The sequence below is a fragment of the Bacillus sp. EB600 genome (assembly GCF_024494385.1).
In the GTDB taxonomy this organism is placed as follows: domain Bacteria; phylum Bacillota; class Bacilli; order Bacillales; family Cytobacillaceae; genus JAEVLT01.
The window spans coordinates 66654-93411 of the sequence record NZ_JAEVLT010000009.1; the positions used below are offsets into that span (position 1 = coordinate 66654).

The 26758-nt window shown below is 39.5% G+C and carries 25 protein-coding genes and 1 riboswitch; of the genes, 20 read left to right on the forward strand and 5 right to left on the reverse strand.

Annotated elements, in window-relative coordinates; translation table 11 throughout:
• Positions 1-36: 36 nt before the first annotated feature.
• The gene (locus tag JN080_RS11920; RefSeq protein ID WP_256236231.1) at positions 37-474 is read left to right on the forward strand and encodes a MaoC/PaaZ C-terminal domain-containing protein; all 438 of its coding nucleotides are present in this window, start codon (positions 37-39) and stop codon (positions 472-474) included.
• A gap of 673 nt (positions 475-1147) precedes the next feature.
• On the opposite strand, the gene JN080_RS11925 is transcribed toward JN080_RS11920, so the two are convergent.
• Complete coding sequence (locus JN080_RS11925; RefSeq protein ID WP_256236232.1) at positions 1148-2032, reverse strand: LysR family transcriptional regulator; 885 nt, start codon at positions 2030-2032, stop codon at positions 1148-1150.
• Positions 2033-2400: 368 nt separating this feature from the next.
• On the opposite strand from JN080_RS11925, the gene JN080_RS11930 reads away from it, so the two are divergent.
• The 6 genes from JN080_RS11930 (at position 2401) to JN080_RS11955 (ending at position 7924) form a co-directional block, all read left to right on the forward strand.
• On the forward strand, positions 2401-3231 hold the full coding sequence (locus JN080_RS11930) for an alpha/beta fold hydrolase (RefSeq protein ID WP_256236234.1): 831 nt from the start codon (positions 2401-2403) through the stop codon (positions 3229-3231).
• Between the two features lie 177 nt (positions 3232-3408).
• Positions 3409-4185 carry an SDR family NAD(P)-dependent oxidoreductase gene (locus JN080_RS11935; protein WP_256236235.1) on the forward strand — a complete coding sequence of 259 codons (777 nt, stop codon included), beginning with the start codon at positions 3409-3411 and terminating at the stop codon, positions 4183-4185.
• A 42-nt stretch (positions 4186-4227) separates the two neighbouring features.
• Complete coding sequence (locus JN080_RS11940; protein ID WP_256236236.1) at positions 4228-5232, forward strand: amidohydrolase family protein; 1005 nt, start codon at positions 4228-4230, stop codon at positions 5230-5232.
• Positions 5233-5253: 21 nt separating this feature from the next.
• Entirely contained in the window at positions 5254-6522 is a 1269-nt protein-coding gene (locus JN080_RS11945) for an aromatic ring-hydroxylating oxygenase subunit alpha (protein ID WP_256236237.1), read from the forward strand.
• On the forward strand, positions 6519-6998 hold the full coding sequence (locus tag JN080_RS11950) for an aromatic-ring-hydroxylating dioxygenase subunit beta (RefSeq protein ID WP_256236238.1): 480 nt from the start codon (positions 6519-6521) through the stop codon (positions 6996-6998). The genes JN080_RS11945 and JN080_RS11950 overlap by 4 nt, the downstream gene beginning before the upstream one ends.
• Positions 6999-7018: 20 nt before the next feature.
• Complete coding sequence (locus tag JN080_RS11955; RefSeq protein ID WP_256236240.1) at positions 7019-7924, forward strand: VOC family protein; 906 nt, start codon at positions 7019-7021, stop codon at positions 7922-7924.
• A 237-nt stretch (positions 7925-8161) separates the two neighbouring features.
• Here the strand turns inward: JN080_RS11955 and JN080_RS11960 are convergent, their stop codons facing one another.
• The gene (locus JN080_RS11960) at positions 8162-8395 is read right to left on the reverse strand and encodes an AEC family transporter (protein ID WP_305473934.1); all 234 of its coding nucleotides are present in this window, start codon (positions 8393-8395) and stop codon (positions 8162-8164) included.
• A 312-nt stretch (positions 8396-8707) separates the two neighbouring features.
• On the opposite strand from JN080_RS11960, the gene JN080_RS11965 reads away from it, so the two are divergent.
• Both JN080_RS11965 and JN080_RS11970 read left to right on the forward strand, forming a co-directional pair.
• Positions 8708-9352: an FMN-dependent NADH-azoreductase gene (locus JN080_RS11965; protein ID WP_256236241.1), complete on the forward strand. Its 645-nt coding sequence runs from the start codon at positions 8708-8710 to the stop codon at positions 9350-9352.
• Positions 9353-9847: 495 nt separating this feature from the next.
• Entirely contained in the window at positions 9848-11119 is a 1272-nt protein-coding gene (locus JN080_RS11970) for an SH3 domain-containing protein (protein ID WP_256236242.1), read from the forward strand.
• A gap of 303 nt (positions 11120-11422) precedes the next feature.
• On the opposite strand, the gene yppF is transcribed toward JN080_RS11970, so the two are convergent.
• Positions 11423-11650: a YppF family protein gene (gene yppF / locus JN080_RS11975; RefSeq protein WP_256236243.1), complete on the reverse strand. Its 228-nt coding sequence runs from the start codon at positions 11648-11650 to the stop codon at positions 11423-11425.
• Between the two features lie 336 nt (positions 11651-11986).
• A riboswitch (TPP riboswitch) is annotated at positions 11987-12094 on the forward strand.
• A gap of 153 nt (positions 12095-12247) precedes the next feature.
• On the opposite strand from yppF, the gene JN080_RS11980 reads away from it, so the two are divergent.
• The 7 genes from JN080_RS11980 (at position 12248) to JN080_RS12010 (ending at position 21132) form a co-directional block, all read left to right on the forward strand.
• Positions 12248-13561, forward strand: a complete 1314-nt coding sequence (locus JN080_RS11980) for a solute carrier family 23 protein (RefSeq protein WP_256236244.1) — start codon at positions 12248-12250, stop codon at positions 13559-13561.
• Entirely contained in the window at positions 13558-14667 is a 1110-nt protein-coding gene (locus tag JN080_RS11985; RefSeq protein ID WP_256236245.1) for a LuxE/PaaK family acyltransferase, read from the forward strand. Before JN080_RS11980 ends, JN080_RS11985 begins: the two co-directional genes overlap by 4 nt.
• Positions 14668-14681: 14 nt before the next feature.
• Complete coding sequence (locus JN080_RS11990; protein WP_256236246.1) at positions 14682-16130, forward strand: acyl-CoA reductase; 1449 nt, start codon at positions 14682-14684, stop codon at positions 16128-16130.
• A 14-nt stretch (positions 16131-16144) separates the two neighbouring features.
• Positions 16145-16912, forward strand: a complete 768-nt coding sequence (locus JN080_RS11995; RefSeq protein ID WP_256236247.1) for a 3-oxoacyl-ACP reductase — start codon at positions 16145-16147, stop codon at positions 16910-16912.
• 343 nt (positions 16913-17255) lie between these two features.
• Entirely contained in the window at positions 17256-17552 is a 297-nt protein-coding gene (locus tag JN080_RS12000) for a hypothetical protein (RefSeq protein WP_256236248.1), read from the forward strand.
• A gap of 362 nt (positions 17553-17914) precedes the next feature.
• Positions 17915-20134 carry an FUSC family protein gene (locus JN080_RS12005; RefSeq protein ID WP_256236249.1) on the forward strand — a complete coding sequence of 740 codons (2220 nt, stop codon included), beginning with the start codon at positions 17915-17917 and terminating at the stop codon, positions 20132-20134.
• Positions 20135-20454: 320 nt separating this feature from the next.
• Entirely contained in the window at positions 20455-21132 is a 678-nt protein-coding gene (locus JN080_RS12010) for an LbetaH domain-containing protein (RefSeq protein ID WP_256236250.1), read from the forward strand.
• Between the two features lie 727 nt (positions 21133-21859).
• Here the strand turns inward: JN080_RS12010 and scfB are convergent.
• On the reverse strand, positions 21860-23263 hold the full coding sequence (gene scfB, locus JN080_RS12015) for a thioether cross-link-forming SCIFF peptide maturase (protein WP_256236251.1): 1404 nt from the start codon (positions 23261-23263) through the stop codon (positions 21860-21862).
• A 187-nt stretch (positions 23264-23450) separates the two neighbouring features.
• Entirely contained in the window at positions 23451-23600 is a 150-nt protein-coding gene (gene scfA / locus JN080_RS12020) for a six-cysteine ranthipeptide SCIFF (protein ID WP_256236252.1), read from the reverse strand.
• A 290-nt stretch (positions 23601-23890) separates the two neighbouring features.
• On the opposite strand from scfA, the gene JN080_RS12025 reads away from it, so the two are divergent.
• The 4 genes from JN080_RS12025 (at position 23891) to JN080_RS12040 (ending at position 26365) form a co-directional block, all read left to right on the forward strand.
• The gene (locus JN080_RS12025; RefSeq protein ID WP_256236253.1) at positions 23891-24169 is read left to right on the forward strand and encodes a hypothetical protein; all 279 of its coding nucleotides are present in this window, start codon (positions 23891-23893) and stop codon (positions 24167-24169) included.
• Between the two features lie 186 nt (positions 24170-24355).
• Positions 24356-25039, forward strand: coding sequence for a DUF421 domain-containing protein (locus JN080_RS12030; RefSeq protein ID WP_256236254.1), 684 nt, complete (start codon positions 24356-24358; stop codon positions 25037-25039).
• Between the two features lie 113 nt (positions 25040-25152).
• The gene (locus tag JN080_RS12035) at positions 25153-25659 is read left to right on the forward strand and encodes an undecaprenyl-diphosphatase (protein ID WP_256236255.1); all 507 of its coding nucleotides are present in this window, start codon (positions 25153-25155) and stop codon (positions 25657-25659) included.
• A 151-nt stretch (positions 25660-25810) separates the two neighbouring features.
• A complete protein-coding gene (locus JN080_RS12040; protein WP_256236256.1) occupies positions 25811-26365 on the forward strand; it encodes a YitT family protein in 555 nt (184 codons plus the stop codon).
• The last annotated feature ends 393 nt before the right edge of the window (positions 26366-26758 follow it).

Genomic DNA, 26758 nt, shown 5'->3' on the forward strand with positions numbered 1-26758 from the left:
TAGATAAAATATTATTTTGTATTGAGGAGGTTCATTGTGTTTTCTAAATATCTTGATGAATACAGTGTTGGTGAAACCTGGGTCTCTAAAGGACGTACGATTACGGAAGCTGATTTAATAATGTTTTCGGCTTTCAGCGGAGATTGGTTTCCGTTACACACTGACAAGGAGTATGCAGCCAAAACGCCGTATGAACAACGAATTGCTCATGGGATGTCAGTTCTTTCAATTGCAACAGGCCTTCTTCAGCTTGAACCGGATGTGGTAGTTGCCTTTTACGGGATGGACCATGTACGGTTTACCAACCCTACCTTTATTGGAGACACTATACATTTGGAAGGAAAAGTTTTGGACATTCAGAAGAAAGATAACGGACGCGGGCTCGTTGTCACCCAAATGGAGATTAAAAAACAGACTGGAGAAACAGTCGTGGTGGCCGTAATGAAGATGGTTGTAAAAACACCCGAAATATAACTTTTTCTATGGGACTTTAATTGTAAAGGATTTAAAAATAATCTACGAGAAAATAACTGAAAATTACCAATATTACTTTTATTAGTTTTTCTCAATGAGGTACTTTGTTACAAAATTTAATTTAAATACAAGATTATCGATCGTGGAAAGCGGGGGCTCATAGCGGGATTACACACTTTTTTGTCAATATTGCAGCTATAGTGGCTCCAACGCTAACTGGATTTTTGGTTTTAAGGCAGGGTTATGCTGCAATGTTTATTACGGCTGCAATTGCTGCAACCCTTTCTATGTTATTTTTACTATTTGTTAATCCAGGTAAAAAAGAAGAAAAGAATATATCAAATGAACATCCCGAGCTTTCGATATAAAGATACTTGTGTGACCCGTTAGAAACGAATTAATTAAGAATGATTCATCATCATCATTGTATTTTGTTCACTAGTTGCAAGTTCACTTAAATATAAATTCCAGATTACTAGCAAAGCAGAAACCTTTTCAAGCTAAAAAAGAATACTCTATATAAAATGGATAAGAACTAGTGAGAAGAAGAATATGAACATTAGGTTTCTAATATAAAAGCACCTCATCAATTTTAAAGTTGATGAGGTGCTTTTAGGCTAAGCATACCTAAGGGAATCATTGAGAAAGACAGCTTTTTGCAGTTCGATGTGTTTTAAAAGTGATTGCTAATTTCATGATTAATAATCGAATAAATGATTTGTTTAACAGGTTTTTCAATTAAGGAGTCTCTTCTGTATTGTACAAAAATCTTAAAAGGAATTGTCTCTATTTTTCTCATATCTTTTACTACTAAATTATCTTTTTCAATTTCATTGACTCCAAGAGAGGCTGTAATGCCAACTCCCACTCCGTTTCCAACTACCGTTTTTACCATTTCATTGTTCCCAACTTCAATTCTCTTTATATTAGGGATCCCAATCAGCTGCTGCTCGATTTCTGACCAAATTGGAGCATGACGCTGGTAGCAAATAAGTGTCTCACCCTCTAAATCTTCAGGTGTAATCATATCCAGATTTGCCAGCCGATGTTGTTTTCCGCAAATTAAGACTAATTTATCATCAAATAAAAATTCCGATAGGATGTAAGGTTTATAAGAAGTGAGATTTCTGGTAAATACTAAATCCATTTCTCCTGATGCAATTTGTTCATTTAATGTAAGCGAATCCTTCCCCTCAAAGATGGATACCTCAATATCCTCAATTGACAAAATGGAAGTGATCAGTTGTGTAATAAATGAATAGGAAAATCCGGGCGAAAAGCCGACTTTTATATGGTGATATTTAGAATGTTTGGTTGCTTCTTTAGAATGATTCATGATTGACAGTATATTTTCAGCGTAATGGCTAAATACTTTACCTTCCTTAGAAAGGGCGACATTTTTTCCATCTTTTCCAAATAGTTTAGAGTCTAGTTCATTTTCTAAATTTTTAATTCTTGCAGAAACGGTAGGCTGGGTAACATTCAAAACTTCAGCAGCCTTGGAAAAATTTTTATACTTAACCACTGCAAAAAATGTTTCTAATTGAATCGTGTCCATGAGCTGTCCCTCCAAGTAAATTCCGGTGTTTGTAGAAAAATCTAGTGTTTCTCTTAATCGACAAAAGAAATAAAAATAGCATTTTAAAATTATTTAGGTCTAAAGGGAAAGCTTTGAACAAACCCACTTTCCGGTAAGTTTTTTCTATTAGATTTTTAGTGTAATAGGACTTACAATTTAAATATAGTTAATAGAAAATTTCAAACCTTCACAATTCACTTAAAGGAAGTGATGAATACTTTAAAAAGTAAAGAAGCTAGCTTACTACTATTATTGTAACAAATATGTGTATACGGTTACATTTATAAATACTTGGAATGTTAGCAAACTCTCAATTCTTAATCAACTAGTTTATAAGGAGGATTATAATGGATTATTCTAAATATATTGATGTGAATGGTATTTCAACACATTATCATGAAAGTGGACAAGGTGAAGCTGTCCTATTGATACACGGTTCAGGCCCAGGGGTTACTGCGTGGGCAAACTGGAGACTAATTTTTCCGAAATTAGCAGAAAACTTTCATGTATTTGCGCCTGATATCGTTGGGTTTGGTTATACGGAAAGAGCGGAAAATGTTGAATATGGTGTGGAAACATGGACAAATCACCTTATCAATTTTATCGAAGCAGTAGGTCAAAGCCAAGTTCATATTATTGGAAACTCATTAGGAGGGGCGCTGGCATTGCATATTGCCAATAAAAGGCCTGATTTAGTTGGAAAGATGGTATTAATGGGTGCTGCCGGATTACCATTCAAAATGACCTATGGTTTAGACAAAGTATGGGGATACGAGCCAAGTGTTGAAAATATGAAAAAGCTTTTAGAAATCTTTGCTTACAACCAAGAATTTGCAACGGACGAATTAGCTGAATTACGCTATCAAGCAAGTATCCAGCCTGGACTTCAGGAAGCTTTTTCAAAAATGTTTGCAGAACCGCGCCAGGAAAAACTGAATCAATTAGCTTTACCAGAAGAACAAATGAAAAAAATAGAAAATGAAGTGTTAATGATTCACGGAAGAGATGATATCGTCGTCCCTTACCAAGAAACAAGTTTGAAATTTTTGGAGCTACTGCCAAATTCAGAGCTGCATATCTTCTCGAAGTGCGGGCATTGGACCCAAATAGAGAAAAAAGATGAATTTGCCCAATTATGTGAAAATTTCTTTCTTCGTAAAACAGTTATAAATGTATAAAGCAGGGTAACAGTTCAAGTTGATATAGGTTCATTTTACCCGAAGTGAACCTATATCAAAGATTAACCCTTCATGATTACTCTTTTTTAAATGATAATGTAAGCGTTGCCTATAAATCTTAATAAGATTTTTATTGTTCAACTCGATTAACAAGAATGGAAAGAGGCGATATCAGCTATGCCAAATCAATCAGAAATTCGTGCATTAAAAGGGAAAGTTGCCATTGTGACGGGCTCTTCCCGGGGAATTGGAAAAGCGATTGCACTTACTCTTTCGAAAGAGGGAGCAAAAGTACTGATTACTGGTACAGAGGAAGAGCGCACCAAGCAAGCAGCAGAAGAGGTGGCCAAACAAACTGGAGCAGAAATCGATTATTTTGTTGGTGACCTTTCGAAAGAGGAAAATGTGGTTGCAATGACAGAAAAGGTAATACAGCGTTGGGATAAAATCGATATTCTCGTAAATAATGCCGGGGGCGGCGTAATCCTGCCATTCCTTGAGCAAAATGCCGAAACACTAAAAAGGACGATTGATCGGAACCTGTGGACTTGCGTATGGTCGTGTCATAAGGTGCTTCCTTATATGGTTCAAAAAAATTATGGAAGAATCATTAATATTGGTGCAGACTCTGTCCGAAATGGTCTCTGGGATCATGCTGCATACAATGCCGCTAAAGGAGGGGTCCATGCCATAGCAACCGGATTGGCAAGAGAATTTGCCAAGTATGATATTACAATCAATACGGTTGCGCCTCCTGCAGTAGAGTCAGAACCTCTAGAGAATATTAGAAAAAATGATCCGGAATTAGCTGAAAAATATATTGGTATCATCCCTAAAGGCAGAGGAGCCTATGAGGAAGAGATTGCTGATTTTGTACGCTATTTAGCAACAGATGAAGCAAGGTTTATCACTGGCCAAACGATTAGTGTAAATGGTGGAAGTACGATGTTATAAGAGTTTTTTGATTAATAGATTTGACGGGAGGTGAGAAGTAGATTGATAATCGATGTTCATACCCATTTTGTCCCGGAAAAACTGCCAACAATGTCAGGAAGAATTGGTGGGAATAAATGGCCGGTAACAAAATGTGTTTGTGGTAAATCTCATCATAAACATGTAATGATATCAGGCGAAAATTTTCGGACGATAACAGATCAGTGCTGGAGTCCTAAACGCAGAATCACAGATATGGATCATGAGAAAGTAGACATACAAGTACTATCTCCTATGCCAGAGTTGCTTTCCTATTGGTTTAATGCAGAGGATACGCTTGATTTTTCTCGCCAGATAAACATCCAATTATCAGAATTTATAGCAGCAAACCCGGATCGCTTTTGGGGGCTGGGGATGCTCCCGTTACAAGACCCGGAAATGGCGGCAAAAGAGATCAAGCGACTCAAAAATGATTTTGGACTTAAAGGTGTTGAGGTAGGCACACATATTAATGGAAGATCAATTGGTGATCCGTTTTTTACTCCATTTTTTGCAGAAGCAGAATCTGAAGGTATCGCTATCTTTATCCATGCACTGCATCCCTTAGGAAGTGATCGAATTGTCGGACCGTCTGCTTTGTCAGCATTAATTGGATTTCCAACCGAAAATGCGCTGGCTGTTGCTTCGCTCATTACGGGGGGGATTATAGAAAAGTTTCCTGATTTAAAGATTTATGTTAGCCATGGAGGGGGAACAATTTCAGCGATAATACCCCGGCTAAATTATGGCTGGGAAACCATGGAGGAAATAAGAAAGGTTTGCCCGCAGCCGCCAGGCTATTATGCAAAAAAAATCTATTACGATACATTAGTTTATGACATTAACGCTTTTAACTACTTATTAGAAACCGTTGGACCAAGTCAACTCATGATTGGATCTGATTACCCGTTTGTGATTCGTGAGAAGTTCCCCGGGCATTGGCTTGATGATTTAGAGATAAATCAGGAAGTAAAGGAAGCTATTAGGAGCAAAAATGCAGATAATTTTTTCAGAAAATTCAGTAAATAATCGAATTTAGGAGGAAAAAGAATGAAAGAATATGTGGTTGATGATAAATCAAGTTCTGAGTTTTTAGTTCATCGCAGCGTTTTTACTGATAAGGAAATCTTCGAAAAGGAAAAGGAAGAGATCTTCAATAAATGTTGGTTATTTATTGGTCATGAATCAGAGGTAGCAAACAAAGGTGATTTTCATCGAAAAAAAGTAGGCGGCCGAAATCTCCTGTTTACACGCGGGAGTGATGACGTTATTAGAGCCTTGTATAATTCTTGTTCACACCGTGGTGCATTAGTTTGTCGTGAAGATAAAGGGAATTCTAAAGTATTTAGATGCTTTTACCACGCCTGGAGCTTTAATAATCAAGGCGAATTAGTTGGAATGCCTGGAAAGGAAGCTTTTCCAGAAACGTTTAACTGTAATGGTTCGAAAAATCTTCACGAAGTTGTACGGCTTGAAAGTTTCCGAGGCTTCTATTTTGTTAATTTTGATGAAAATGCCATTTCTTTAGAAGAGTACTTAGGAAACGCAAAAGAATACCTTGCATTGATTGCCGACCAATCAGAAGCAGGAATGGAAGTTTTACAAGATCCACAACAATATAGTGTAAGAGCAAACTGGAAGCTGTTGGCTGAAAACAGTGTGGATTCCTATCATGGTATGCCAACACATAAAACGTACTTTGATATTGTCGGTACACGCGGGGGCGAATTATCAAAGGATGATCTAAAAGGGGTAGGAAAAGATTTAGGAAACGGACATGGAGTTGTTGAATATACAGCGCCATGGGGCAGACCTGTGGCAAAGTGGATCCCTGCCTGGGGAGAAGAAGGCAAGAAAGAAACGGACGAAATCAAAGCCAAATTAGTAGAAAAATTTGGTGAAGGCCATGCCAATAGAATTACTACTCTAAACCGGAATATGCTCATTTTTCCTAACCTGGTTATCAACGACATTATGGCGATTACAATCAGAACCTTTTATCCAACGGAACCGGGTTATATGGAAGTTACCGGCTATGCTCTAGCTCCAAAAGGAGAAAATGATCAATTTAGACAAAGACGAAATGATAATTTCCTAGAATTCCTTGGCCCGGGTGGTTTTGCAACACCGGATGATAACGAGGCACTTGAACTGTGTCAAGAAGGGTTTTTAAACAATAAAGAAGTAGAATGGAATGATATTTCCAAAGGAATGATTAGGGAGCAGCCTGAGTCTAATGATGAAGAACAAATGCGTGCATTTTGGAGGCAGTGGGATGCAGTTATGTCCAAAAAAGAAGCTGGGAGGGTTCATGTATGATGGTAACACGTCAAGTAATCGAAGATTTATTATACCATGAGGCAGAGCTTCTCGATGAATGGAAACTAATAGAGTGGGCAGCCCTTTTTTCAGCTGATGGGAGCTATCTGATCCCGCCAATTGGAAATCCTGACGCAGACACAAACAAATCCCTTTATCTAGTTCATGACGACCGGGCCCGATTGGAACAAAGAGCATTGCGGTTATTGAAAAAAGAAGCCCATGTTGAATATCCGCATTCAACCACCCTGCACAATATCAGTAATGTAAGAATCATTCATACTGAAGAAAATGCAGTAACCGTAAAGTGTAATTTTGCAACATACCGTACAAAGCGGGAAATGCTTGATTGTTATGTTGGGGTTAACGAGTACAAATTGGCAGAAGAAAACGGTGAGCTAAAAATTCTGGAAAAGAAAGTAATTCTTAAACTGGATAGCCTGCGGCCACATGGAAAAGTAAGCATTATTTTATAACATCACAGGAGGAGATAATCATGTTTAGATATAAAAAAATTGGCTATGTTGCATTAAATGTTAATGATCTTGATAAGTCGACTAAATTTTACGAACAGGTAGTTGGATTGCAGCACGTTGAAACAAATGAAAAGGGACTTACGTTCTTTCGCTGCAGCAATGACCATCATAATGTGATTCTTTATCCTTCAACAGAATCAGGAATCAAAAGAGTGGGCTTTCAACTAGAGAATGATCAGCAGCTTGAAATTGCCTACAGTGAATTTGTGAAGAATGGATTACATCCAAGGGAAGTATCTGAAACAGAACAAAAGGAGCTTAAACAAGGGAGATCTTTCCGGATTGTTGAACCGAATACCGGCTTAGAATTAGAATTTTACAGCAAAATGATGTATATGATCAAGGATTTTGCCCCGAAACACACAAAGATTCAACGCTTAGGACATGTTGTTCTAAATTGCGTTGATGTTGAAAGTACGATTAAGTTTTTTGTGGAAAAATTAAACTTTATTGTGTCCGATCACTTAGGTGAAAATGCATGGCTGCGCTGCTTCCCAAATCCTTATCACCACTCGTTTGCCTTGATTAAAAACACAGAAAATAAATTGCATCATGTGAATTTCATGGTTGAGGATATTGATGATATTGGGATTGCCAGAAACCGCATTTTAAATGGTGAGGTCCCCATTGCCTTTGGTCCAGGACGTCATGAACCATCTGAAAGCATTTTCTTCTATTTCTTAGATCCGGATGGAATGACAATGGAATATAGTTTCGGAATGGAAGAGTTTCCAGAAGATAATGCCAGGGATGCCCGACTTCTTGAGACAAGTCCATGGACACTTGATAGATGGGGCGGGAAACCTAGTCCGGAATTTGCATCTAAAGGAAAAATTGAGAAAAAATTAGATAGTATAGTAAAGTAATCTAGTTCCGGCGCCGGGCGCCGTGGCCGTGACTTCATTTTTCTCTGGCAATCAAAAACTTTGCGTTAGGATTATATATAGAAATACAAGACGGCACATCCAGCAGCTAATACCGCTAGATGTGCCGCTTTCCGCACAAAACTTCCGAGTGTCCCCTATAAGAACCACCTCTATATACTTTCAAAGGACGGATTCTCTTGGCACAAGACAATGAATTCTTTTAAAAGTCTGTAAGAATCAGAATAAAATTCCCGACAAAAATACAACAATCGTTACTGTCATCATGCTGAATAAAGTGGACAACAAAACAACTTGGGCTGCGAATTCGGGATGATTCCCATATTCTAAAGCGAAAAGAGCACTGTTTCTTGATGTCGGGAAAGAGCTTGCAATAAACAACGCCTGCCCCGTAGTTCCTTCCAGTTTTAAAATAAAAATAATCATAAAGGCGATGGAGGGAGATAGAATCAGTCGTCCAAATTAACTTAGAAACAATAGTAGGGAGATTCGCCTTATTTTGATATAGGCGCTTTGGGCACCAAGTGTAAGAAGCGCCACTGCCAAAAAAGCATTTGAAGCATTTTTTACGGGAGTCCATAAAAATGCCGGGACTTTCATGTAAAAAACATGGGGACGGTTCTTTTGCTTCCTTCCAAAGGAAGCAAAAGAACCGTCCCCATGCACCACGAGCAAAATAGTTTGCTAATTATCTCAAATATGAGATAATAAACTCCGAGATAAAATAATTTGAAATATATATTCATAGAGGAGAGTTCTTAAATAATGAACGTATTAGTAGTAAAAGCAAATAACCGTCCAGCATCCGAAGCAGTCTCGAGCAAAATGTACGAAACTTTCATGGCTGAATTAGAAGGTAAAGACGTAAACGTAACAACTTACGATGTTTTTGAAGAAGATACACCTTACTTTGGCCAAGACATCTTCAACGCTTTCGGTAAAGTACAAAACGGCGGCGAATTAACAGAGCTTGAATCACGCCTTTTAGCTGCTAAACAAAAAGCAATGGACGCCATCACAGCTGCAGACGTTATCGTATTCGCGTTCCCATTGTGGAATTTAACCATCCCAGCTAAATTACAAACATTCGTGGATTATGTCTACGCTGCAGGCTTCGCATTTAATTATGATGCTGAAGGGCACATGGTTCAATTAATGACAGACAAAAAAGCGATTTTCCTAAGTGCTCGCGGTGGCGTTTACTCATCACCAGAAGCAGCTCCAATGGAAATGGCTGTTAACTATATGCGCAACGTATTTGGTGGCGTATTCGGTATGCAAATCATCGATGAAGTCATCATCGAAGGTCATGCCGCAGCACCTGATCAAGCACAAGAAATCATTGCTGCTGGTATGGAAAAAGTAAAAGCTGCTGCACAAAATTTACTAGAATTAACCGTTAAAGCTTAATTGAGCTAAATTATAAAAAAACAGGAATATGGTCAATGAACAGCCTGTTCAGACTGCCAGCTAAGCCCAGAACACTGGATTAGGCTGGCAGTTTTTTTATTAAGGGGAGGTCTTTACTAAAGGAGGTAAGGCTCTGTTTGTTTTCACGCCGCTGCCTAACTTAATTTCCCTTGCCAGCTTTCTTCCTTTTTGCTGCTTCAGATTGATTATTTTCAGTCATAGAATTCCTCATTTTTAAATATGGTAAATAGTCCAGTATAATCTATTTTCGACTAAATATGACAAATATGGTCGGAAAACCATCCTTGACAACGAATAATATGAATGGGGGGCTTTTGTGACGGTGGACATTTAGAAAAAAGTAAAGATTTAGGTGCCAACCATAAACGTATTCCCGTTACTACATACAGAAATAATACATAATCGTAAATTTTGAATTTTAAAAATAGTAGAAATGAATGGTGAAGGTATTAGAGGGGATTAGGTGAAAGGGTTATGATGACGAAAGAATTATTTGTAAATGGTGAATTAACACTAACCAGGAAAGAAGCACATGGAAAAAGCAAGAGTGTACCAGTTTTCACTTCAAGAATAGAAAAACGAGAATATTATAAAAGCATAAATCATTTTGATATTCGAAATGTACTAGATGTCCAAGAGTTCCTAAAGGATATCAGGGCAAATTGGCATACATATGTTTCGCAGGTTCACCAATGGATTCAAAAAAACCCAGTTAAAAAGTTTGTAGTGACTGGCATTTTTACCGTTGTTCTTGGTGTTTTTTCAATCACTGCGAATGCAGCATTTCTTCAAGAATACACATATCAAGTGAAAAGTGGCGAAAACATTGAAAATATCGCTGCCGCACATGGTGTAACAGCCCAAGAAATACTAGATGCCAATGGACTATCTTCGATTGACGGTAAAAAAATTCTTTTACCAAAAGTACAGGACAAAACGGTTACGGCCACAATCCTAAATATTCGATCTCAACCGACCACTGAAAGTAGTATTATCGGAAAATATAAAAAAGGGGATGTTGTGAAGGTTTCATTCGTAAAAAACGGGTGGGCTGGCATTCTGATTAAAGGGCGAGTTTGTTTTGTGAGTGCTGATTACCTTACTGAAAAACAAGTAGCTGAATCAACAACAGGCCAAGTGGAATCTCAAGCAAAAACAATGGTCGTAACGGCATCATCATTGAGAGTTAGAGAAGCGGCTACTACGAGCAGTACTGTAGTAGGTTCGTTAAAAGTAAATGAACGTGTGTCAGTGATATCAACTAATAATGGTTGGGCACAGATTCAATTCAACGGGAAAGCAGCGTTTGTTAGTGAAGCATATTTAACGAATAGTGAATCAACGAAAATTTTTAAAGAAAACAACGCAAGCACAAAAACAAGTTCATCTTTGTATGTGATTAAGCGCGGTGATACTTTTACCAAAATCGGTAAAGCTTTAGGGATCACTGTTCGATCGATTCAAGAACTGAATCCAACCGTAGACTCAACAAAGTTGAAAATTGGGCAACAAATCAAAATCCCTGAAACAGTGGCATCTATTCCAAATCAAATAACGGTAGAAGCTCAAATAGCAGGGGTAGACCCTCAAGGAACTTTTCGGTTTATCACGGCCGATGGCAAAACCCATGGTGCAAAAGCAACAGGCAACACCATAAACGGATTATTTGACCTCATAGGGCAAAAAGTAACACTCACACTCCAAGAAAAAAGAGGCCAACAACTGACATTACTAACCCTTGAATAGGTCGTGGGTAGGTCGTGGGGACGGTTCTCTTGCTCCTTTTCCATTGGAAAACAAGAAGAAGAACGAAATCCGCTACGCGATGGTCCAAAAAATCCGAAGATAGCATAAAACCAGCAAGGAATTCCATGCTGGTTTTATACAATCATTTCAATTAGAATTTTACCCTTTTCTAAACAGCCAGCAACGATTCCTCTACCCGATCAGGATACTGGTTGTGGCCTTCAGTGACCACTGCTTCAGGATTTGTGATTCCCGTTCGATAAAACATATTTTCAGCTGAGCCAGTGGCTCTAAAAAACCTTTTTAACTAGGTCTGTCAAATTCTAAATTAAATTGTTTGGAATTAATAATAAAGTCATTTGGCTTTTCAGCCTTAAGTTTATCCAATTCGAAAAAAATCTTTTTATATTCAATGATAGTTATTTCCCCATAAATATAACGCTTTTGAAGATAATCTAGTAATTCATTTACATGGGAAGGTGTATAATTTTTTACGTTTGTAAAATCATGTGCTAATTTTTCTACTAACATAGTACTCACCCTTTTCACTAGTACTTTTTTAGACTGTATATCTTTACAAATAATGTAACACATGAATTTGTGAAAGCTTATTGTTTGAAATTTCAAACTAACGACATTCTTCGGAGCATTCCATCGTTTTGTTCCCTTATTGTTACAATTTCATTGTTATAGGTTAAAGAAAGTGTATGAATATAGGATGTTTTTGTCGATTTTTATTAAAATTTGTTCTATAAAAAGTAAAGTAATTTGATCTACCTAAAGATAGTATGAACGAAAATGAACGCTGATATCCTTTTAAAGGTTGCAGGTATCTTTAGTAAGGTATAAGATTAGATCACTAAAGTGAATAACTACTAGGGGTGCCATTTAGTGGCTGAGAGAAAAACAAATTGTTTTTCAACCCTTTGAACCTGATCTGGACATACCAGCGGAGGAAAGTAATGGGGAAATAAATTTTTTCTCTACCATTAAAGCCAGGTCCAATTGTGGATGTGGCTTTTTATTTTGGAGAAATCATGGGAAATCATGGGGAAATCATGGGGACGGTTCTTTTGCATCTTTCTTTGTGATCAAAAGAACCGTCCCCATAAACAGGGGGAAAAAACAATGGAAACGGAAAAAGTAAGTAATTCATTAGAAATTGGAATTGATACAAAGTTACCGCCGGCTAAAGGGATTTTGTACGGTTTACAGCATGTGTTTGTTTCAAATGTATGGCTCGACCCTATTTTTGTTGCGGCAATGATTGGACTCCCGTTGTCGTTATCCGCAAATATTGTGAATTCGATTTTCATCGCAGCGGGTTTGGTTACACTTGTCCAAGCAACAAAACTTGTTAGGCTGCCGATTGTTCAAGGACCTTCTGCCGCCTTCGACTCGATTATGATTTCTGCCGGGAAGGCGAACGGTCTTGCTGCGGCGAGTGGAGGTATTTTTCTTAGTGCTATTATCTTTTTTATCTTGTCTATTACTGGAGTAATTGGAAAATTGAAAACCTTGTTTACACCGGTTATTTCTGGAACGGTTATCTTTATCGTAGGGATTTCCTTATCAAGCTTTACCCTGTTTGAATTTTTAGGCGGAACACCTGGAATGGAAAGTTTTGCAAAATCAACCACGTTACTTCTGTCTATTCCAACAGCAGCGATTGTGGTCCTGTTATCCCTTTTTGGCAAAGGAACATTAAAATCCTTTTCCTTTCTGATTGCCTTAGTGGTCGGGGATATCATTGCCTTTTTCTTGGGAAAAACAAACTTTTCAGCGATTGCGGATAAAGGTTGGTTTGGGCTGCCACAGTTTCTTCCTTATGGTCATTTAGCCTTTCATTGGAGTACGTTTATTCCATTTTTTGTTGCTTATCTGGTTGCGGTGATTGAAGCGATGGGCGTTTATGAGGCATCAGCGGAAATGCTGAAGATTGATCTTGACTCGAAACGGATTCGGAATGGATTTGCTGGGGAAGCAGGCGGCTCGCTTATATCCTCGCTGATCGGGGGATTTCCAACGACTGCTTATGCCCAGAATGTTGGTCTCCTGCGATTAACGGGTGTAGGTTCAAGACAGCCTGTTATGATTGCTGGGATCATCTTTTTGATTTTAGGCTTTGTTCCAAAGGCAGGGGCATTGCTTGCGTTAACGCCTGACGCCGTGGTCGGGGGCATCTTTTTACCGGCCGCAGCCAGCTTGATCTTTACCGGGATCTCTCTTATTGGAAAAATTGAAAAAACAGATACAAATTATATGATCATTGGGCTTTCTATTTTGCTGGCGATTAGTCTTCCGGCCTATTTCAAGGATGTGAAAGGAACAGTCGGAACATTTCTTTCGAATAGCATTTTAATTGCAGCGTTCTCATCGATTATCCTTCAGGTAGTGCTTATTACAATACCTCGTTTAGTCGGAAAGGGGACAAGCAAATGAGAGAGGATTCGCTAAAAATCACGACTGAGATCAGAGCGTTTATTGAACGATACAAGGAAGAAGATTCCTCTGAAAAAGAGTACAATGACATCGCTTTAAAGCTTTTTAAATTTCAATTTCAATATAATCAACCCTATAAAAAATTTTGCCAGGCAAAACGAAAAACACCGTTAACGGTGAAACACTGGAGCCAAATCCCTCCGATCCCGATTCAAGGATTCAAGGAATTAACGTTATCGTGTGAGCCGGCAGATGAGGTCAACGCTGTTTTTATGACAAGCGGGACAACCAATCCAAATGCAAAGGGAAAAAATTATCACCCGACATTTGAAGTCTGGGATCGATCCATGAAATATCCATTTAAGCAATTTGTTCTGCCAGATTGTGAAAAAATAACCACCTTTGTCTTGTCACCTGCGGAGGACCTGAACAAAAACTCATCCCTGTCACGCTATTTATCCAATGCTGTTACCTTTTTTGGCACCGAAAACAGCCGGTTTTTCTTTCATGAAAATGGCTTAGATATGAAAGGATTAGCGGAAGCATTGCGGGAATGCGAGGAGCGGAAGGAGCCAGTTATGTTACTGGGCGCAACATTCTCTTATGTTCACTTCCTCGATTATGTAAAAGAAGCGAACCTTCAGTTTAAGCTCGCAAGCGGCAGCCGTATTTTTGATACCGGCGGCTTTAAAGGTCAATCGCGTGAAGTGGAAATGGAAAAATTATATGAAGATTTTGCGGAATTTTTTCAGGTGGGAAGAAGCAAGTGCATCAATATGTACGGGATGACGGAGCTGTGCTCGCAAATGTATGACCAAACCATTCTTTCATCCTATTTGGGCGGAGAGGTTATTGTTGATAAAGCTGGCCCTGCCTGGGTCAAAACGCTTGTACTTGATACGAATACACTCGAACCGGTCGAAGATGGCGAGGTTGGGGTGATTGCTCACTATGATCTCGCGAATTGGAATTCCTCACTGGCCATTTTAACAGAAGATATTGGATACAAAACAAAAAACGGCTTTGTTTTACTTGGAAGAGTACAAGGATCGGAAGCAAGAGGATGCTCAATTGCCGTCGATCAGCTAATCGAAGCGAATAAATGAGGGGGAACGGCACTTTGGACATAGAAGAGATTTCAGCTTATTGGCTGCCAAAAGAAGTACAAGTAACCTCATTTCGTGAAGAAATCATTGAAGGATCATATCGATTAAAGTATCCGCTTTTAACAGGTGAACAAATTGAAATGATCGGGAGAACTGTGCGAAAGAACCGGGACAACTATTTAGCAAAACTGGGAACAAATGAAATTATTGAAAAAATTGATCAGATCGTCTCCAAATGGCTCGTTCCGGACTACCCGCTGCGAAAGCTGGCAGAGGCACTTATTCCCAAGATCACCGGCTATGACGCGGAAATGGTCCGGCTTGAATTAAAAAGGTATATCCGAACGTTTCGGAAGAAAGAATTGCTGCGCTTTCTTGATGAAGAGTTTGACCAGCCTGCCATACTTGATGAGTTCCGTCCTCGAAAATCAGGAGGATTCACGCGAGCATATGGACCAAAATCGATCTTTCATGTTTTTTCAGGGAATGTTCCGGGCGTCCAAATTTGGAGTTTATTGATGGGACTTATTCTAAAATCAGCCAATCTTGGCAAGACTTCCATCTCTGAGCCGCTGTTTCCCGTCTTGTTTGTAAGGTCACTGGCAGAAGTTGATGAAAAACTGGCCGATTCGATTGCCATTTTACCATGGAAAGGCGGGACGAGTGAGCTTGAGGAAGCGGCGATCCGTTTCGCGGACTCAGTGATCGTCTACGGGTCTGATAAAGCTGTTGACGCGATTCAAAAAATGGTCCCATCTTCGAAAACATTTTTACACTATGGCCACAAAATCAGTTTGGCGGTTATTGGGAATGAAGCATTAACACCAGATCATTATTATGAAACAATTTTTAAAGTGGCTGAAGATATGTCCGTATATGACCAGCAAAGCTGTATGTCTCCACAATCCGTTCTCGTTGAAACAGGAGGAGCCATCAGTCCAAGGCAATTTGCACAAATGCTGGCAGCAGAACTTGAGCGGTACAATAAAAAAAGGCCAAGAGCAAAGCTTTCCGATGAAGAGGCCATGTCCATCCATCGGCACAGGCACCAGTATGAGCTTCAGTCATTTAAGGATGGGGCGGTTTCGGTCTATGCCAGTCAACATGACACTTCCTGGACGGTTATTTATCACCATGAACCTGGCTTTGCAGGATCTGCGTTAAATCGGACCATTCATGTGTCTTCATCGGAAGAATTGGAAGCAGATCTTCAAAAAATTCAGCCATTTGAGCAGTACTTGCAATCATGCGGCATCGCTGTTTCACCTGTTCGGCTGTTTCGAATGGCAGAAATTCTCGGAGATTTGGGTGTCAATCGAATTTGTTCGATTGGTGAAATGAATCGGGCCAAGCCAGGCTGGCACCATGATGGCAGGTTTAATTTACTTGATTTGGTCCGGATGGTGGATATTGAGCGGAATGTGGAAGAAGATCTTGAAGGGTATGATCCTGATGTGGAGTAGAAAGAAGGCTGACGATGAATTTACAAGATAAAGTTGTCTTAGTAACAGGTGCGAGCAGGGGGATCGGGGCCGCGATTGCGAAAAAATTTGCTTCTGAAGGTGCTTTTGTCGTCGTAAATTTTTTTAAAAATCAATCCCTAGCAGAGGCCGTTGTAGCTGAAATCGAATCACTTGGAGGGCAAGGAGCAGCCATCCAGGCAGATGTCCGGAATGCTGACCAAGTAAATGAGATGATGGGGCAAATCATTGATCAATTTGGCGGTATTGATGTAGTGGTCAATAATGCCTTAAGCCACTATACGTTTAATCCGAAAACAAGGAAAACAGCATGGGAAATGGAATGGGAAGACTATGAGGAGCAGCTCCAGGGAAATGTTCACGGTGCATTTAACATTTGCCAGGCTGCGCTGCCATATATGAGAGACCGTTGTTCAGGAAGAATCATTAACATTGTCAGTAATTTGATTGATTTTCCCGTGATTCCCTATCATGACTATTCAACAGCGAAAATGGCCCTGCTTGGCTTTACCAGGAATCTCGCCAAAGAGTTAGGCTCGTTTGGAATTACCGTCAACGCGGTTTCACCAGGCCTTACCTATCCAACAGATTCCAGCTATGAAACGAAGGAGGACGTAAGGAATTCAATTATCGAGTTAACCCCGATGTGCCGTTTGGCTATGCCTGAGGATATTGCCGGGGCAGTATTATTCCTCGCCTCTGAATGGGCATCGTTTATTACAGGGCAATGCATCAATGTAGACGGTGGATTGGTGATGAACTGACAAGCTCCTTCATTTTAGGTTTATGGTGAGTCAGGGGTTGTCTCAGAGGTGCAAACAAAAATATTTCAATGAAATGCACACGTCATCTCGTGTGCGTTTTTTTTATTGAAGAATGAAGCTTTCTATTTTTTAAAGTTTCATGATATGTGTTCCTACAAGTGAACTATCCAGGTGTAGTGCTGCTATTCATTATTTGCTTTAAGAAGGATATTTATGATTATTTTGACTCATAAATAATAAAAAAATAATGCCAACATAACTTAAACCCTTATAGTGTAAATTAAAGTTCGGGAAGTGAAAAAAACAAGCTTTCTGAATTTCTAAAAAAGGGAAGTGCTTACATTTGAATAACTGGATAACATCATTGTTTACTAAAGGGAGAAGACAACCTCTTTTAAATATGTTTGGCAGAAGAAGAAACACTAATGGGATGATATGGTGGGGATCTTTACTAGGTCTGGGTGTTAGTGCAGCAGCCTATGGATTAAGCAGAAATCAAAACAAAAATATGTTAGCCCCATTTCAAAATTTGATGAATAATACTCGTGTAGGAAAAAATGTCCAACAACTGAATATGGCTGGATTAACTGAGTTTGCAAAGGAATTAGCCCCTAATAAAAATCAATTTAACAACAAATAGTCTTTATTAAATGTCCACGATATGGTGGGCATTTTTTTAAATCATTTGACCAGAAATGAAAACCACTTTCTCCTGCTTTTAGTTTTCCAACAAGGATTAGCTATAGTTAATGGGGACGGTTCTCTTGTTCTTTTCGTGGAAAAACAAGAGAACCACCCCCTTGCTTCATCAAGCGCCGCAGTCTTCTTTCTGAGATTGTTCATAACTCTTATGAAAATTCACCATGTTCTAAAGGAGACGGTTCTCTCGCATCCGTCCATGGGAACACAAGAACCGTCCCTACGCTTTTCCCCTACGCTTTCCCTTCGTTTTTCTTGTTGTGATAACGATTTTCATTTATAATTTGAATTATGGAAAAAGTCATGATTCATCAACCTATTCTATATTGGAAGACCCGTCTTTCTACATCTGATCCGGGCTTTATTCGGCTTCGATTTGCAGCAAATATTGTGTTAACTGTCTTTTCTGCCTGCCTTGTTATGCTTCTACTTAGTAAGCTGGGGTGGCATGGGAATCTTACACCTGTAATGCTGACTGGTCTAGTGGGATTACAGGCGAACGTGATTGTCAATGACCAAACAGAAAGGGCTAGAAAAATCACAACCTTGCTGTTTCCTTTAGCGAGTGCCATTTCCATTACACTGGCAGCAGTATTTTTGAATATTGGTTATCATCTTTCAGACATTATGCTGGTGATCATCGTTTTTCTTGCCTTCTTTATACAGCGTTTCGGCATCAGGTATTTTTCATTTGGGATGATTGGCTTTCTTACATTCTACTTTTCGCTTATGTACCTGCAGAGTCTCACATTTGCACAGCTCCCTTGGTATTATTTGGGCATTTTCGTGGGGACTGCGTCTGCTTACATCGTAAATTTCTTTTTATCAAAAGAACAACCGATCAAGATTCTCAAACGAAGTATGCTGTCCTATCAAAAACAGACAAATATAACGCTGGACCTTATCATTGAGATGATTCAAGACACAAACCCGAATGCTGGGCGGGTCAACAATGTAACCCGAAATATCAAGAAACTTAATGAGTATGCGCGAATGGCCATTGGTCAATTTGAAGCCACTGACCCAGGTAAGGTATGGCCCGGTATCCAAACGAATGAACTGCGTCTGTATGTTTTTGATGCTGCGATGCTGATTGAAACGTTAGCGCCAACTGTGAAAAAACTGCAGGATTTACACGCTTTGGAAAAATCAGCTGTCCGTTACTGGCTTCTGCAGATCGTTCAATCGTTACGAGAGGTAGAAATACTGCGGGGAGAAAATCAACCAAACACCCTTGAAAAGCTGCAACAAACGGTTGAGAAGTTTAGGGAGGAGTTAGATCTTTTAAAAACGGAAGACCCCGAGTCTAAAAAATGGCTGTATTTATTGCGCCGGATTGAATCAATCGGAAATCATCTAATCGATGAGGCAACGACAATCCAGCGAAAACGCCTTGAACACTTACTGGCAGATAAAAACAATGAGAAGCTAAAGGAAGGTTCGAATCCGGAGGAAAATGAAACCGGTCGAAAAAGTGCAACGAGAAAGCAGGAGCGGCATGGTCTGCATCCTGCTACTATAAAAGGACTGCAGGCTGCACTAGTCAGCGTGATTGCGATTGTATTCGGTCACTTTTTATCTCCAGATTATCCATATTGGGCGGTTCTTTCAGCTAATATGATTATTTTAGGTACGGAAACGGACGGACACTCCACCGGCAAGGCCTTCCAACGAATTGCCGGAACTGTGACGGGGGCCATCGCCGGTTTTGTGATTGGACATTTTGTTGCCGGACAGCCATATATTGCGATGCTGCTGTTAATCATGTCTATTTTTATGGGTTATTACCTAATGGCCAGGTCTTATGCGGTCTTTATTTTCTGGGTCACGATGCTGTTGGCGATGACGTTTGAGCTGTTGCTTGGCGGAGGGATCGAACAAATATTGGTATTACGCGTTATTGATACGTTGATTGGTGCCATACTTAGTGCAACGGCAGCTGCTTTTCTTTTTCCACATAAAACAACAGATAAAATCAGAAGTTCAATGATTGATTTTCTATCCAATCTGAAAGAATATGTGGATTCCTATTTAAAAAAATTCGATGGTGTAAGGGTAGTGGATGCTTTAGCTGGCAAAGCTTTGGGTTTGGATCAAAAGCTGCAACAGATCAAAAATGAGACAGATCTTATGAAAAGGTGGCCGGGAAGTTTGTCACGAGCAGGGATCGAAGAAAAATTGACGGTTCTGACAGCCATTAATTTCTATGCCAAACATCTTGTGGCTTCAAGCAACCGTGATCAGTCGCTGTTAATCGATGAAACACTCAAGCAGACCATAAAGCATGTTGGAACAACCTTTGAAAAAAATGTCGACACACTACGCAAGTTACTGAATGAATACCCGAAGCGAGACCTTATTGTATGGGAATTAGAGAGTGATAGAGAACTGATTGAACGTATTCCTGATGGTAGTAGTAGTGATAATGTAACCCAAATCCAATTGATTCACGATCTTGATTATGTATGGAACATCAATCAAGCAATTACGGAATTAGCCTGCGATTTGGGCGCACAAAAATAAAGATAGGGACGGTTCTCTTGATTTCTTCAGAGGGATCCAAGAACCGTCCTTTCGACCTTTTTCTTCCCCATATCGACCGCTTTTCATTTGATATCCCCCTCTGGCAATTAATCGACCGTATTCGGGCCGCAAATAACAAAAATACACCATGCGGGGTCACATAGAAGGCCTATAGTGCCCCAAGTAATTTAATTAAAAATGACCATCTATCTACCTCTGGAAAAAGAATGTAGGTTAAGGCAATTCACTGAAAGATGGTCCACTCCACAGGCACTCTTTTTGCATAAAATAATTCTATCAGATTGTAAGGAGATGATTACTTGGGAGAAAAAAAAGAATCAAATTCATCATCGACTAACCCTTCAGACTGTTTCAAACCATTCATTAGCCCCAGTCCAATTACTTCATTTAATCCCGTTCAACGTTATCCAAAAATAGATAAAACAGCGTTTGTTAGTCAGTTTACCAGTGTCATAGGAGATGTTACGATTAGAAATAATGTATATGTAGCTCCTAATGTAAGTATACGTGCCGATGAAGGGACACCTTTTTATATAGGTTCAAATACAAATCTTCAGGACGGAGTCATTTTACATGGTTTACTGAATAAAAAAATTTCGATTGGAAAAAAAAGGTATTCAATATTTATTGGAAATGAAGTGACCATTGCTCATGGCGCGCTTGTCCACGGTCCTTGCTATATTGGAGACAAGGTATTTGTTGGATTTAAGGCTATTGTATATAATGCAATTGTAGAGAAGGGCGCGTTTATTTCATATAATGCAGTCGTAACAAATGGCGTTCGAATTCCGCCTAATCGGTTCGTGCCACCTGGAGCCCATATTGACTCTCAGGAAAAAGCCGATGCGCTTTCGCCAGTACCAAAGGATAGTAAGGAATTTGCACATGAAGTTCAACGAGTCAATCAGGAATTCCCCGCATCTTATCACCTGTTATGTGGGAAATATCGTTGTTCCTGTGGATTTGCTCATGATTAACAGTAAAATATGAAATGTATGCTGGATAGAGTCCTTTTCGAAGAGGGCTCTTTTTTGTATAATATAGAAAGTGGCAATTGAGGCATGTGAAAGATTGTCCGTAAACGAAGGAGCAGGTTATTTTTTGTTGCGTCCGTAAAAATTATTTTGCCTTTTTCTTGGAGGAAATGAGCGAGATTGACTAGAATTGTAAAAGTTAAAGAAAGAACGAAAGGAGTCTTATTACATGAAATTTTGGGTTAAGGCACTTATCGTAATAGATATTATGATCGTTTTGGCTGTCATAGGCGGGGAAGTATTTTTTAGCATATGATACAAGGGGACGGTTCTTGCATCCTTTATTGGGATGCAAGAACCGTCCCTTCGTCTATATCCCCATTCAAGAAGGGGTTTTCTTAAAAAAGGTAATTAAAGTGACCGATAACTAAATACAAATTCCTAAGCCAGTCCGCGGACTGGCTTTTACTATAAAAAGTCACCTAATAAATGGCAAATTGCTCATAACTCCTTTAAAATGGTTCATAACCTTCGTAAAATAGTTCATAATCACTTCCGAATGGTTCATAACCTACTCAGAATGGCTCATAACCTGGAAAACAAGGGGACGGTCTCTAATTAGAACCGTCCCTTCGTTCTATTGCCACCAGCAAGGCGGCTCTTTAAGTCAGAAAGCGCCCAGCAATTAGTGTAACTTCACTAAACGGGCGCTTTCTGCTTTTGTTTTTATTCAGTCACTTGCTTGTTCGTTCGTATCCATGGCTCGAATGGATTCAGCTACCTTCACCATCATCGAACATTCGATTCGCTTGCGGAAGATATCACAACTAAAGTTGTAGGTTCCATTGAGGGAGCCGGTTGCGTGCAGCGCGTTGGCAGGGCAGCCGCCGCTGCAGTAGAGTTTCGCCCAGCAGTCCTGGCATTCCGGCTTCGAGTAGCAGTTGCTCTCTTTAAATTGGCTTTGCGTCTCTGGTTTTGTGATTCCATCCCAGATGTTTCCCAGACTGTAATCTTCATCCCCGACAAACTGATGGCATGGGAAGAGCTCACCCCATGGTGTAACAGCAAGATATTCGGTTCCTGAGCCGCAGCCGGAGATTCTCTTTTGAATGCAAGGGCCTTCTGAGAGGTCAAGCATGTAATGGTAAAAAGTAAAACCATTGCCGTTTTCCTCGCGCTTGAGCATTTCCTTGGCGAGAATCTCGTACTGGTTGTAAATCTCTGGAAGGTCTTCCTCGGTGAGCGCATAGGGCTCCCGTGGATCACAGATGACCGGTTCCATCGAAAGTTTATCGAAACCAAGGTCTGCCATGTGAAAGATATCATTGGTGAAGTCGACATTGTTGTGGGTGTAAGTTCCACGCACATAGTATTCTTTGTCGCCACGCTTTTGAACGAATTCCTGGAACTTTGGAACGATATGATCGTAGCTGCCCTTTCCAGTGACCGTTTTGCGAAGTCGGTCATGGACCTCTTTTCTTCCATCAAGACTCAAGACGACATTATACATTTCCTGATTTAAAAAATCAGTGACTTCATCGTTGAGCAGCATGCCATTCGTAGTGAAGGTGAAGCGAAAAGTCTTTTTGTACTCTTTTTCTTTTCTTCGTGCATAAGCGACAAGCTGTTTAACAACATTCCATGCCATGAGCGGTTCGCCACCGAAGAAGTCGACGTCCAGGTTCGGGTGATGTCCGGAGTTTTCCAATAGGTAATCGATGGCTCTTTGTCCAACCTCATAGCTCATGATTGCTCTGTCACCGTTGTATTTCCCCTGGCTGGCGAAGCAGTATTCGCATGAGAGGTTACACGTATGGGCGACATTGAGGCAGAGGGCCTTTACATAAGTCCGACGATTTCTTAAATCAATTGAGAGCTCCTTATATTCATCCTCAGTAAAGAGCTGCCCGTCATTTTTTAGCTCTTCAACAGCCGCGATTGTTTCTCGAATCTCTCCCTCGGAGATCTCAGAATTATGTGCGTATTTTTCCAGCATCAGTGTCACGATTTCTTCCGCGCGAGTTTTCTCATAAAGTTTGATAATTTCATAGGCGAGATCGTCGACAACATGAACCGATCCACTGTAGGTGTCGAGCACGATATTGTATCCATTTAGTTTATATTGATGAATCACTTGGTAATCAAGCTCCTTTTTTCCATAAAAATTGCCGCCCCTCTGTAAGCAGTTGGGCGGTACATTTCCAACGTCTTGCTCCGACGCACAGGACGTGCTAGTGCCGACGGAAGGCGGTGCTTTTAGTCGGCCAGCACCCAGCGACTAGTGTCCTTCGCTAAACGGGCGCTTGCGCTTTTGTTCTTTCTTATCTGTTCATTGTGTTTTCGCACTTCTGATTAGCTATACCGCAAGAAGTTTTGCAAGCTGACTGGCAAGAAGTCTGGCATGCACCGCAGCCGCCGTGTTTAGCAGTATCCTTTAGATTACGAGTGCTAAGTGTTACAATTCTTTTCATAACATACAACCTCTTTTGAAAAAATTTTTATCACAGTACTATCCACGATAAATTTTAACACTCTTCCTATTCACCCAATCATTTCCAGTGTGACAATACTGTGAAAATGCAAGCATGGGGACGGTTCTTTTGTTCCTTCTGCTGAAGGAACAAAAGAACCGTCCCTGCGCTATCGTTTGAAAGAGTAATTCCGCAAGTAACATCGATTCTTTTGGATATAGTATGTAATGAGGCTTACTAGAAGGGACTTTTCATAAGTATTTTTGCTTTTCAATAAGGAGTGACAATAGTTGAATTTAGATCATCTGCAAAAATTCGTATTTAATATGGAAAATGACAAAGGTCAGTTTGTGGTAAAAGGGGAAGTCATCGGGGATAGCGAAATTCCGCTGTTGGATGATGTAAAGTTTGAAGCGGTCATTGCATTGCTTAATTCGATCGATAAGAAGAACTTCAGTGAAGGAGGGAATGATCATCTATTTGACAAGTACATAGGCGATATTGAAGAGACAATCGGTGAGATGAAAAAATATAACCAATTCCAGGGAAAAATAAACGAGGGTAAGTAGAGTCTACAAAACTTGAAAAGTATACTAAGAATGCTAATAATTCCTTGAATATGATTCATAAGCCTCGCGAAATCGACCAAATTCATTAACTTTCCTTTGCTTCTAGTTTTTACTACAAAAGAACCGTCCCTGTGCTTCCCTCGTTGCGAATACAGAAGTCTTGATTTTTGTAAGGGAGAAAAGTGAATGCCAGGATTTGTAGAGATTATCTTTAGGACCTTTCTAGCTTTTATATTATTATGGGGATTTGTCCATCAGCTCGGCAAACAGACGATTGCTCAAAAAAGTTATCACCTTTACATAGCCTCGATTACGATTGGTACCATCGCCGGAAATCTAGCCTTTAATATTAACATTAATTTTCTGTATTTTATCCTTTCATTTGTTATTATTGCGGCAGTTGTTTTTATCTTGAATATCCTTGCGTTAAAAAATCTGCGCTATCGAAAATGGATAGCTGGAGATCCGACTACCTTAATTGAAAAAGGACAAATCCTCGAAGAATCAATGCAAGGTATTGGTTTTTCATTAGATTCACTTAAGCAGTTATTGCGTGGAAAAGGGATCTTCAACATTGAGGAAGTGGAGTATGCCATTTTAGAGATCGATGGCTCCCTGTCTATTTTAAAAAAAACTGAATACCAAACGATAACGAAGCGGGATTTTCATATAGAATCACCATCCAACATAATTCCAGTAGAACTAGTTATAGATGGAAAGATACTACACCAAAATTTGTCAAAGCGCTATGACGAAGAATGGCTGCTGGCTGAGCTAAAAAAGAGAAACATTACCGTTTCTGAAATCTCATATGCCGTTGTAGGAACAACTGGGGGCCTATATATTGATTTATTTCAGGATCATTTATAATGGGGACGGTTCTTTTGTTCCTTTCCATGGGAACAAAAGAACCGTCCCTATGCTTCGCATATTTCTTCTTTAAAAGGGAATTTTATTTGTATCTAAAGTAAGGGGACATACTAATGGACTACAAAGTATTTAAGGCAATTAATCTGCTTTCTGGACGTTGTTCTCCGATTGATTTGCTGATGATTTTTTTATCAAAAAAGATTCGTTATGTGTTTATTTTTGTTTTGATTTTCATGTGGTTTAGAAATGATTTTTATAAAAAAGTGTCTTGTAATGCGGTGATGTCTTCGGGGATTACTTTGTTTATTCATACTTTGATTAAGTTGTTTTATTTTAAACCACGTCCCTTTGTGAAACGTCGTGTCGGCATACTGATTCCTTCAAAAATGGATTCTTCATTTCCAAGCAAACATACTCTCCTTGCGTTTGCTATATCTACTTCTATTTTTCTTTATAACCGCGTCCTTGGTTCAATCATGTGGGTATTATCAGTATTGACGGGTTTTTCCCGTATTTGGGTAGGGCATCATTATCCATCTGATATTATCGGTAGTGCATTTATCGCCACCATGACCAGCATCATAGTAGCAAAAACAACCGGTAAATTTTCAAATAAATAAGCATGGGAATAAGCATGGGGACGGTTCTTTTGTTTCTTTTAGAGGGAAACAAAAGAACCGTCCCTTCGTTCTCTTCTGAAAGCTCACGCTTGTACATATAGTAGGAGTAAAAAAACGAAAAAAGGTGGGCTTTATTTTTTTTCAGAAGGTAATGGCTGTAATTGTAGGTAGTCTTCTATTGAGTATCGGAATTAATGGTTTCTTGGTTCCCCATCAATTGTTAGACGGTGGGATAACAGGACTCGCTCTCATCTTGCATTATTACTTTGGTTATCCAACAGGGTTAACTATGCTTCTTCTGAGCATTCCTCTATGTATATATGCATGGGTTTATGACCGGGACTTCTGTTATAATGGCTTTCTTGGCCTGATCACTGCTTCTATAATGATTGATTTGTTAGAACCATTGAAAACAAAGTTTTTACTTTCCATCCTTCCAAGTGCGTTGTTAGGGGGAGCATTTATTGGAATAGGGGTAGGAATCATGTTCCGATATAAGGCAAGCACTGGAGGAACGGATTTGTTAGCCCAAATGATCTCCGAATATTTTTCGATAACGATAGGGGTCGCTATTTTGATGATAGATGGTTTAATCGCAGCAGTAGCTTTTAAAACACTAGGATTACAAGCATTTCTTTTTTCTTGCATAACGATTTGCTTCATTGGAGTTATTACTTCACTAATGGCTAGACCATTGAATAGTTAATTTGACATTAATAAAGTCACAGCATAAGCGAACGAGACGAAAGTTAGGACAAATGGAGGTTTATCTATTATTCTGTCAATTGTTAAAGAAACTTTTCGACACTAAGAGCGGGTGTCAAAAAGTTTCTTTGCTAAGGCTATTGGGACACCATCTTTTGGTACTTAAATGCAAGTCTATTATAACCCTCATATTTAGAGTCAGCACTTCTTTACACCAGGAAATTGCAATAAAAAAGCATGTATAACTCACATGCATTTTTTAGGTATCTAAAAAAGTATCATTGTAATGTTCATACTTATAATAAAGTTTGCTATGTTCTTCTAAAACATCTGGAAAGCATCTTGGACAGTATTTCTGAGTTGGTAATGATGCGGGTTGACTTTTCCAGAAGTA

What these genes read in the sequence shown, in the direction of transcription:
- JN080_RS11925 (WP_256236232.1), bottom strand. Translation starts at nt 2,032, where the DNA reads ATGGACACGATTCAATTAGAAACATTTTTTGCAGTGGTTAAGTATAAA.
- JN080_RS11930 (WP_256236234.1), top strand. Translation starts at nt 2,401, where the DNA reads ATGGATTATTCTAAATATATTGATGTGAATGGTATTTCAACACATTAT.
- JN080_RS11935 (WP_256236235.1), top strand. Translation starts at nt 3,409, where the DNA reads ATGCCAAATCAATCAGAAATTCGTGCATTAAAAGGGAAAGTTGCCATT.
- JN080_RS11945 (WP_256236237.1), top strand. Translation starts at nt 5,254, where the DNA reads ATGAAAGAATATGTGGTTGATGATAAATCAAGTTCTGAGTTTTTAGTT.
- JN080_RS11950 (WP_256236238.1), top strand. Translation starts at nt 6,519, where the DNA reads ATGATGGTAACACGTCAAGTAATCGAAGATTTATTATACCATGAGGCA.
- JN080_RS11955 (WP_256236240.1), top strand. Translation starts at nt 7,019, where the DNA reads ATGTTTAGATATAAAAAAATTGGCTATGTTGCATTAAATGTTAATGAT.
- JN080_RS11965 (WP_256236241.1), top strand. Translation starts at nt 8,708, where the DNA reads ATGAACGTATTAGTAGTAAAAGCAAATAACCGTCCAGCATCCGAAGCA.
- JN080_RS11970 (WP_256236242.1), top strand. Translation starts at nt 9,848, where the DNA reads ATGATGACGAAAGAATTATTTGTAAATGGTGAATTAACACTAACCAGG.
- yppF (WP_256236243.1), bottom strand. Translation starts at nt 11,650, where the DNA reads ATGTTAGTAGAAAAATTAGCACATGATTTTACAAACGTAAAAAATTAT.
- JN080_RS11980 (WP_256236244.1), top strand. Translation starts at nt 12,248, where the DNA reads ATGGAAACGGAAAAAGTAAGTAATTCATTAGAAATTGGAATTGATACA.
- JN080_RS11985 (WP_256236245.1), top strand. Translation starts at nt 13,558, where the DNA reads ATGAGAGAGGATTCGCTAAAAATCACGACTGAGATCAGAGCGTTTATT.
- JN080_RS11995 (WP_256236247.1), top strand. Translation starts at nt 16,145, where the DNA reads ATGAATTTACAAGATAAAGTTGTCTTAGTAACAGGTGCGAGCAGGGGG.
- JN080_RS12005 (WP_256236249.1), top strand. Translation starts at nt 17,915, where the DNA reads ATGATTCATCAACCTATTCTATATTGGAAGACCCGTCTTTCTACATCT.
- scfA (WP_256236252.1), bottom strand. Translation starts at nt 23,600, where the DNA reads ATGAAAAGAATTGTAACACTTAGCACTCGTAATCTAAAGGATACTGCT.
- JN080_RS12030 (WP_256236254.1), top strand. Translation starts at nt 24,356, where the DNA reads ATGCCAGGATTTGTAGAGATTATCTTTAGGACCTTTCTAGCTTTTATA.
- JN080_RS12035 (WP_256236255.1), top strand. Translation starts at nt 25,153, where the DNA reads ATGGACTACAAAGTATTTAAGGCAATTAATCTGCTTTCTGGACGTTGT.
- JN080_RS12040 (WP_256236256.1), top strand. Translation starts at nt 25,811, where the DNA reads ATGGCTGTAATTGTAGGTAGTCTTCTATTGAGTATCGGAATTAATGGT.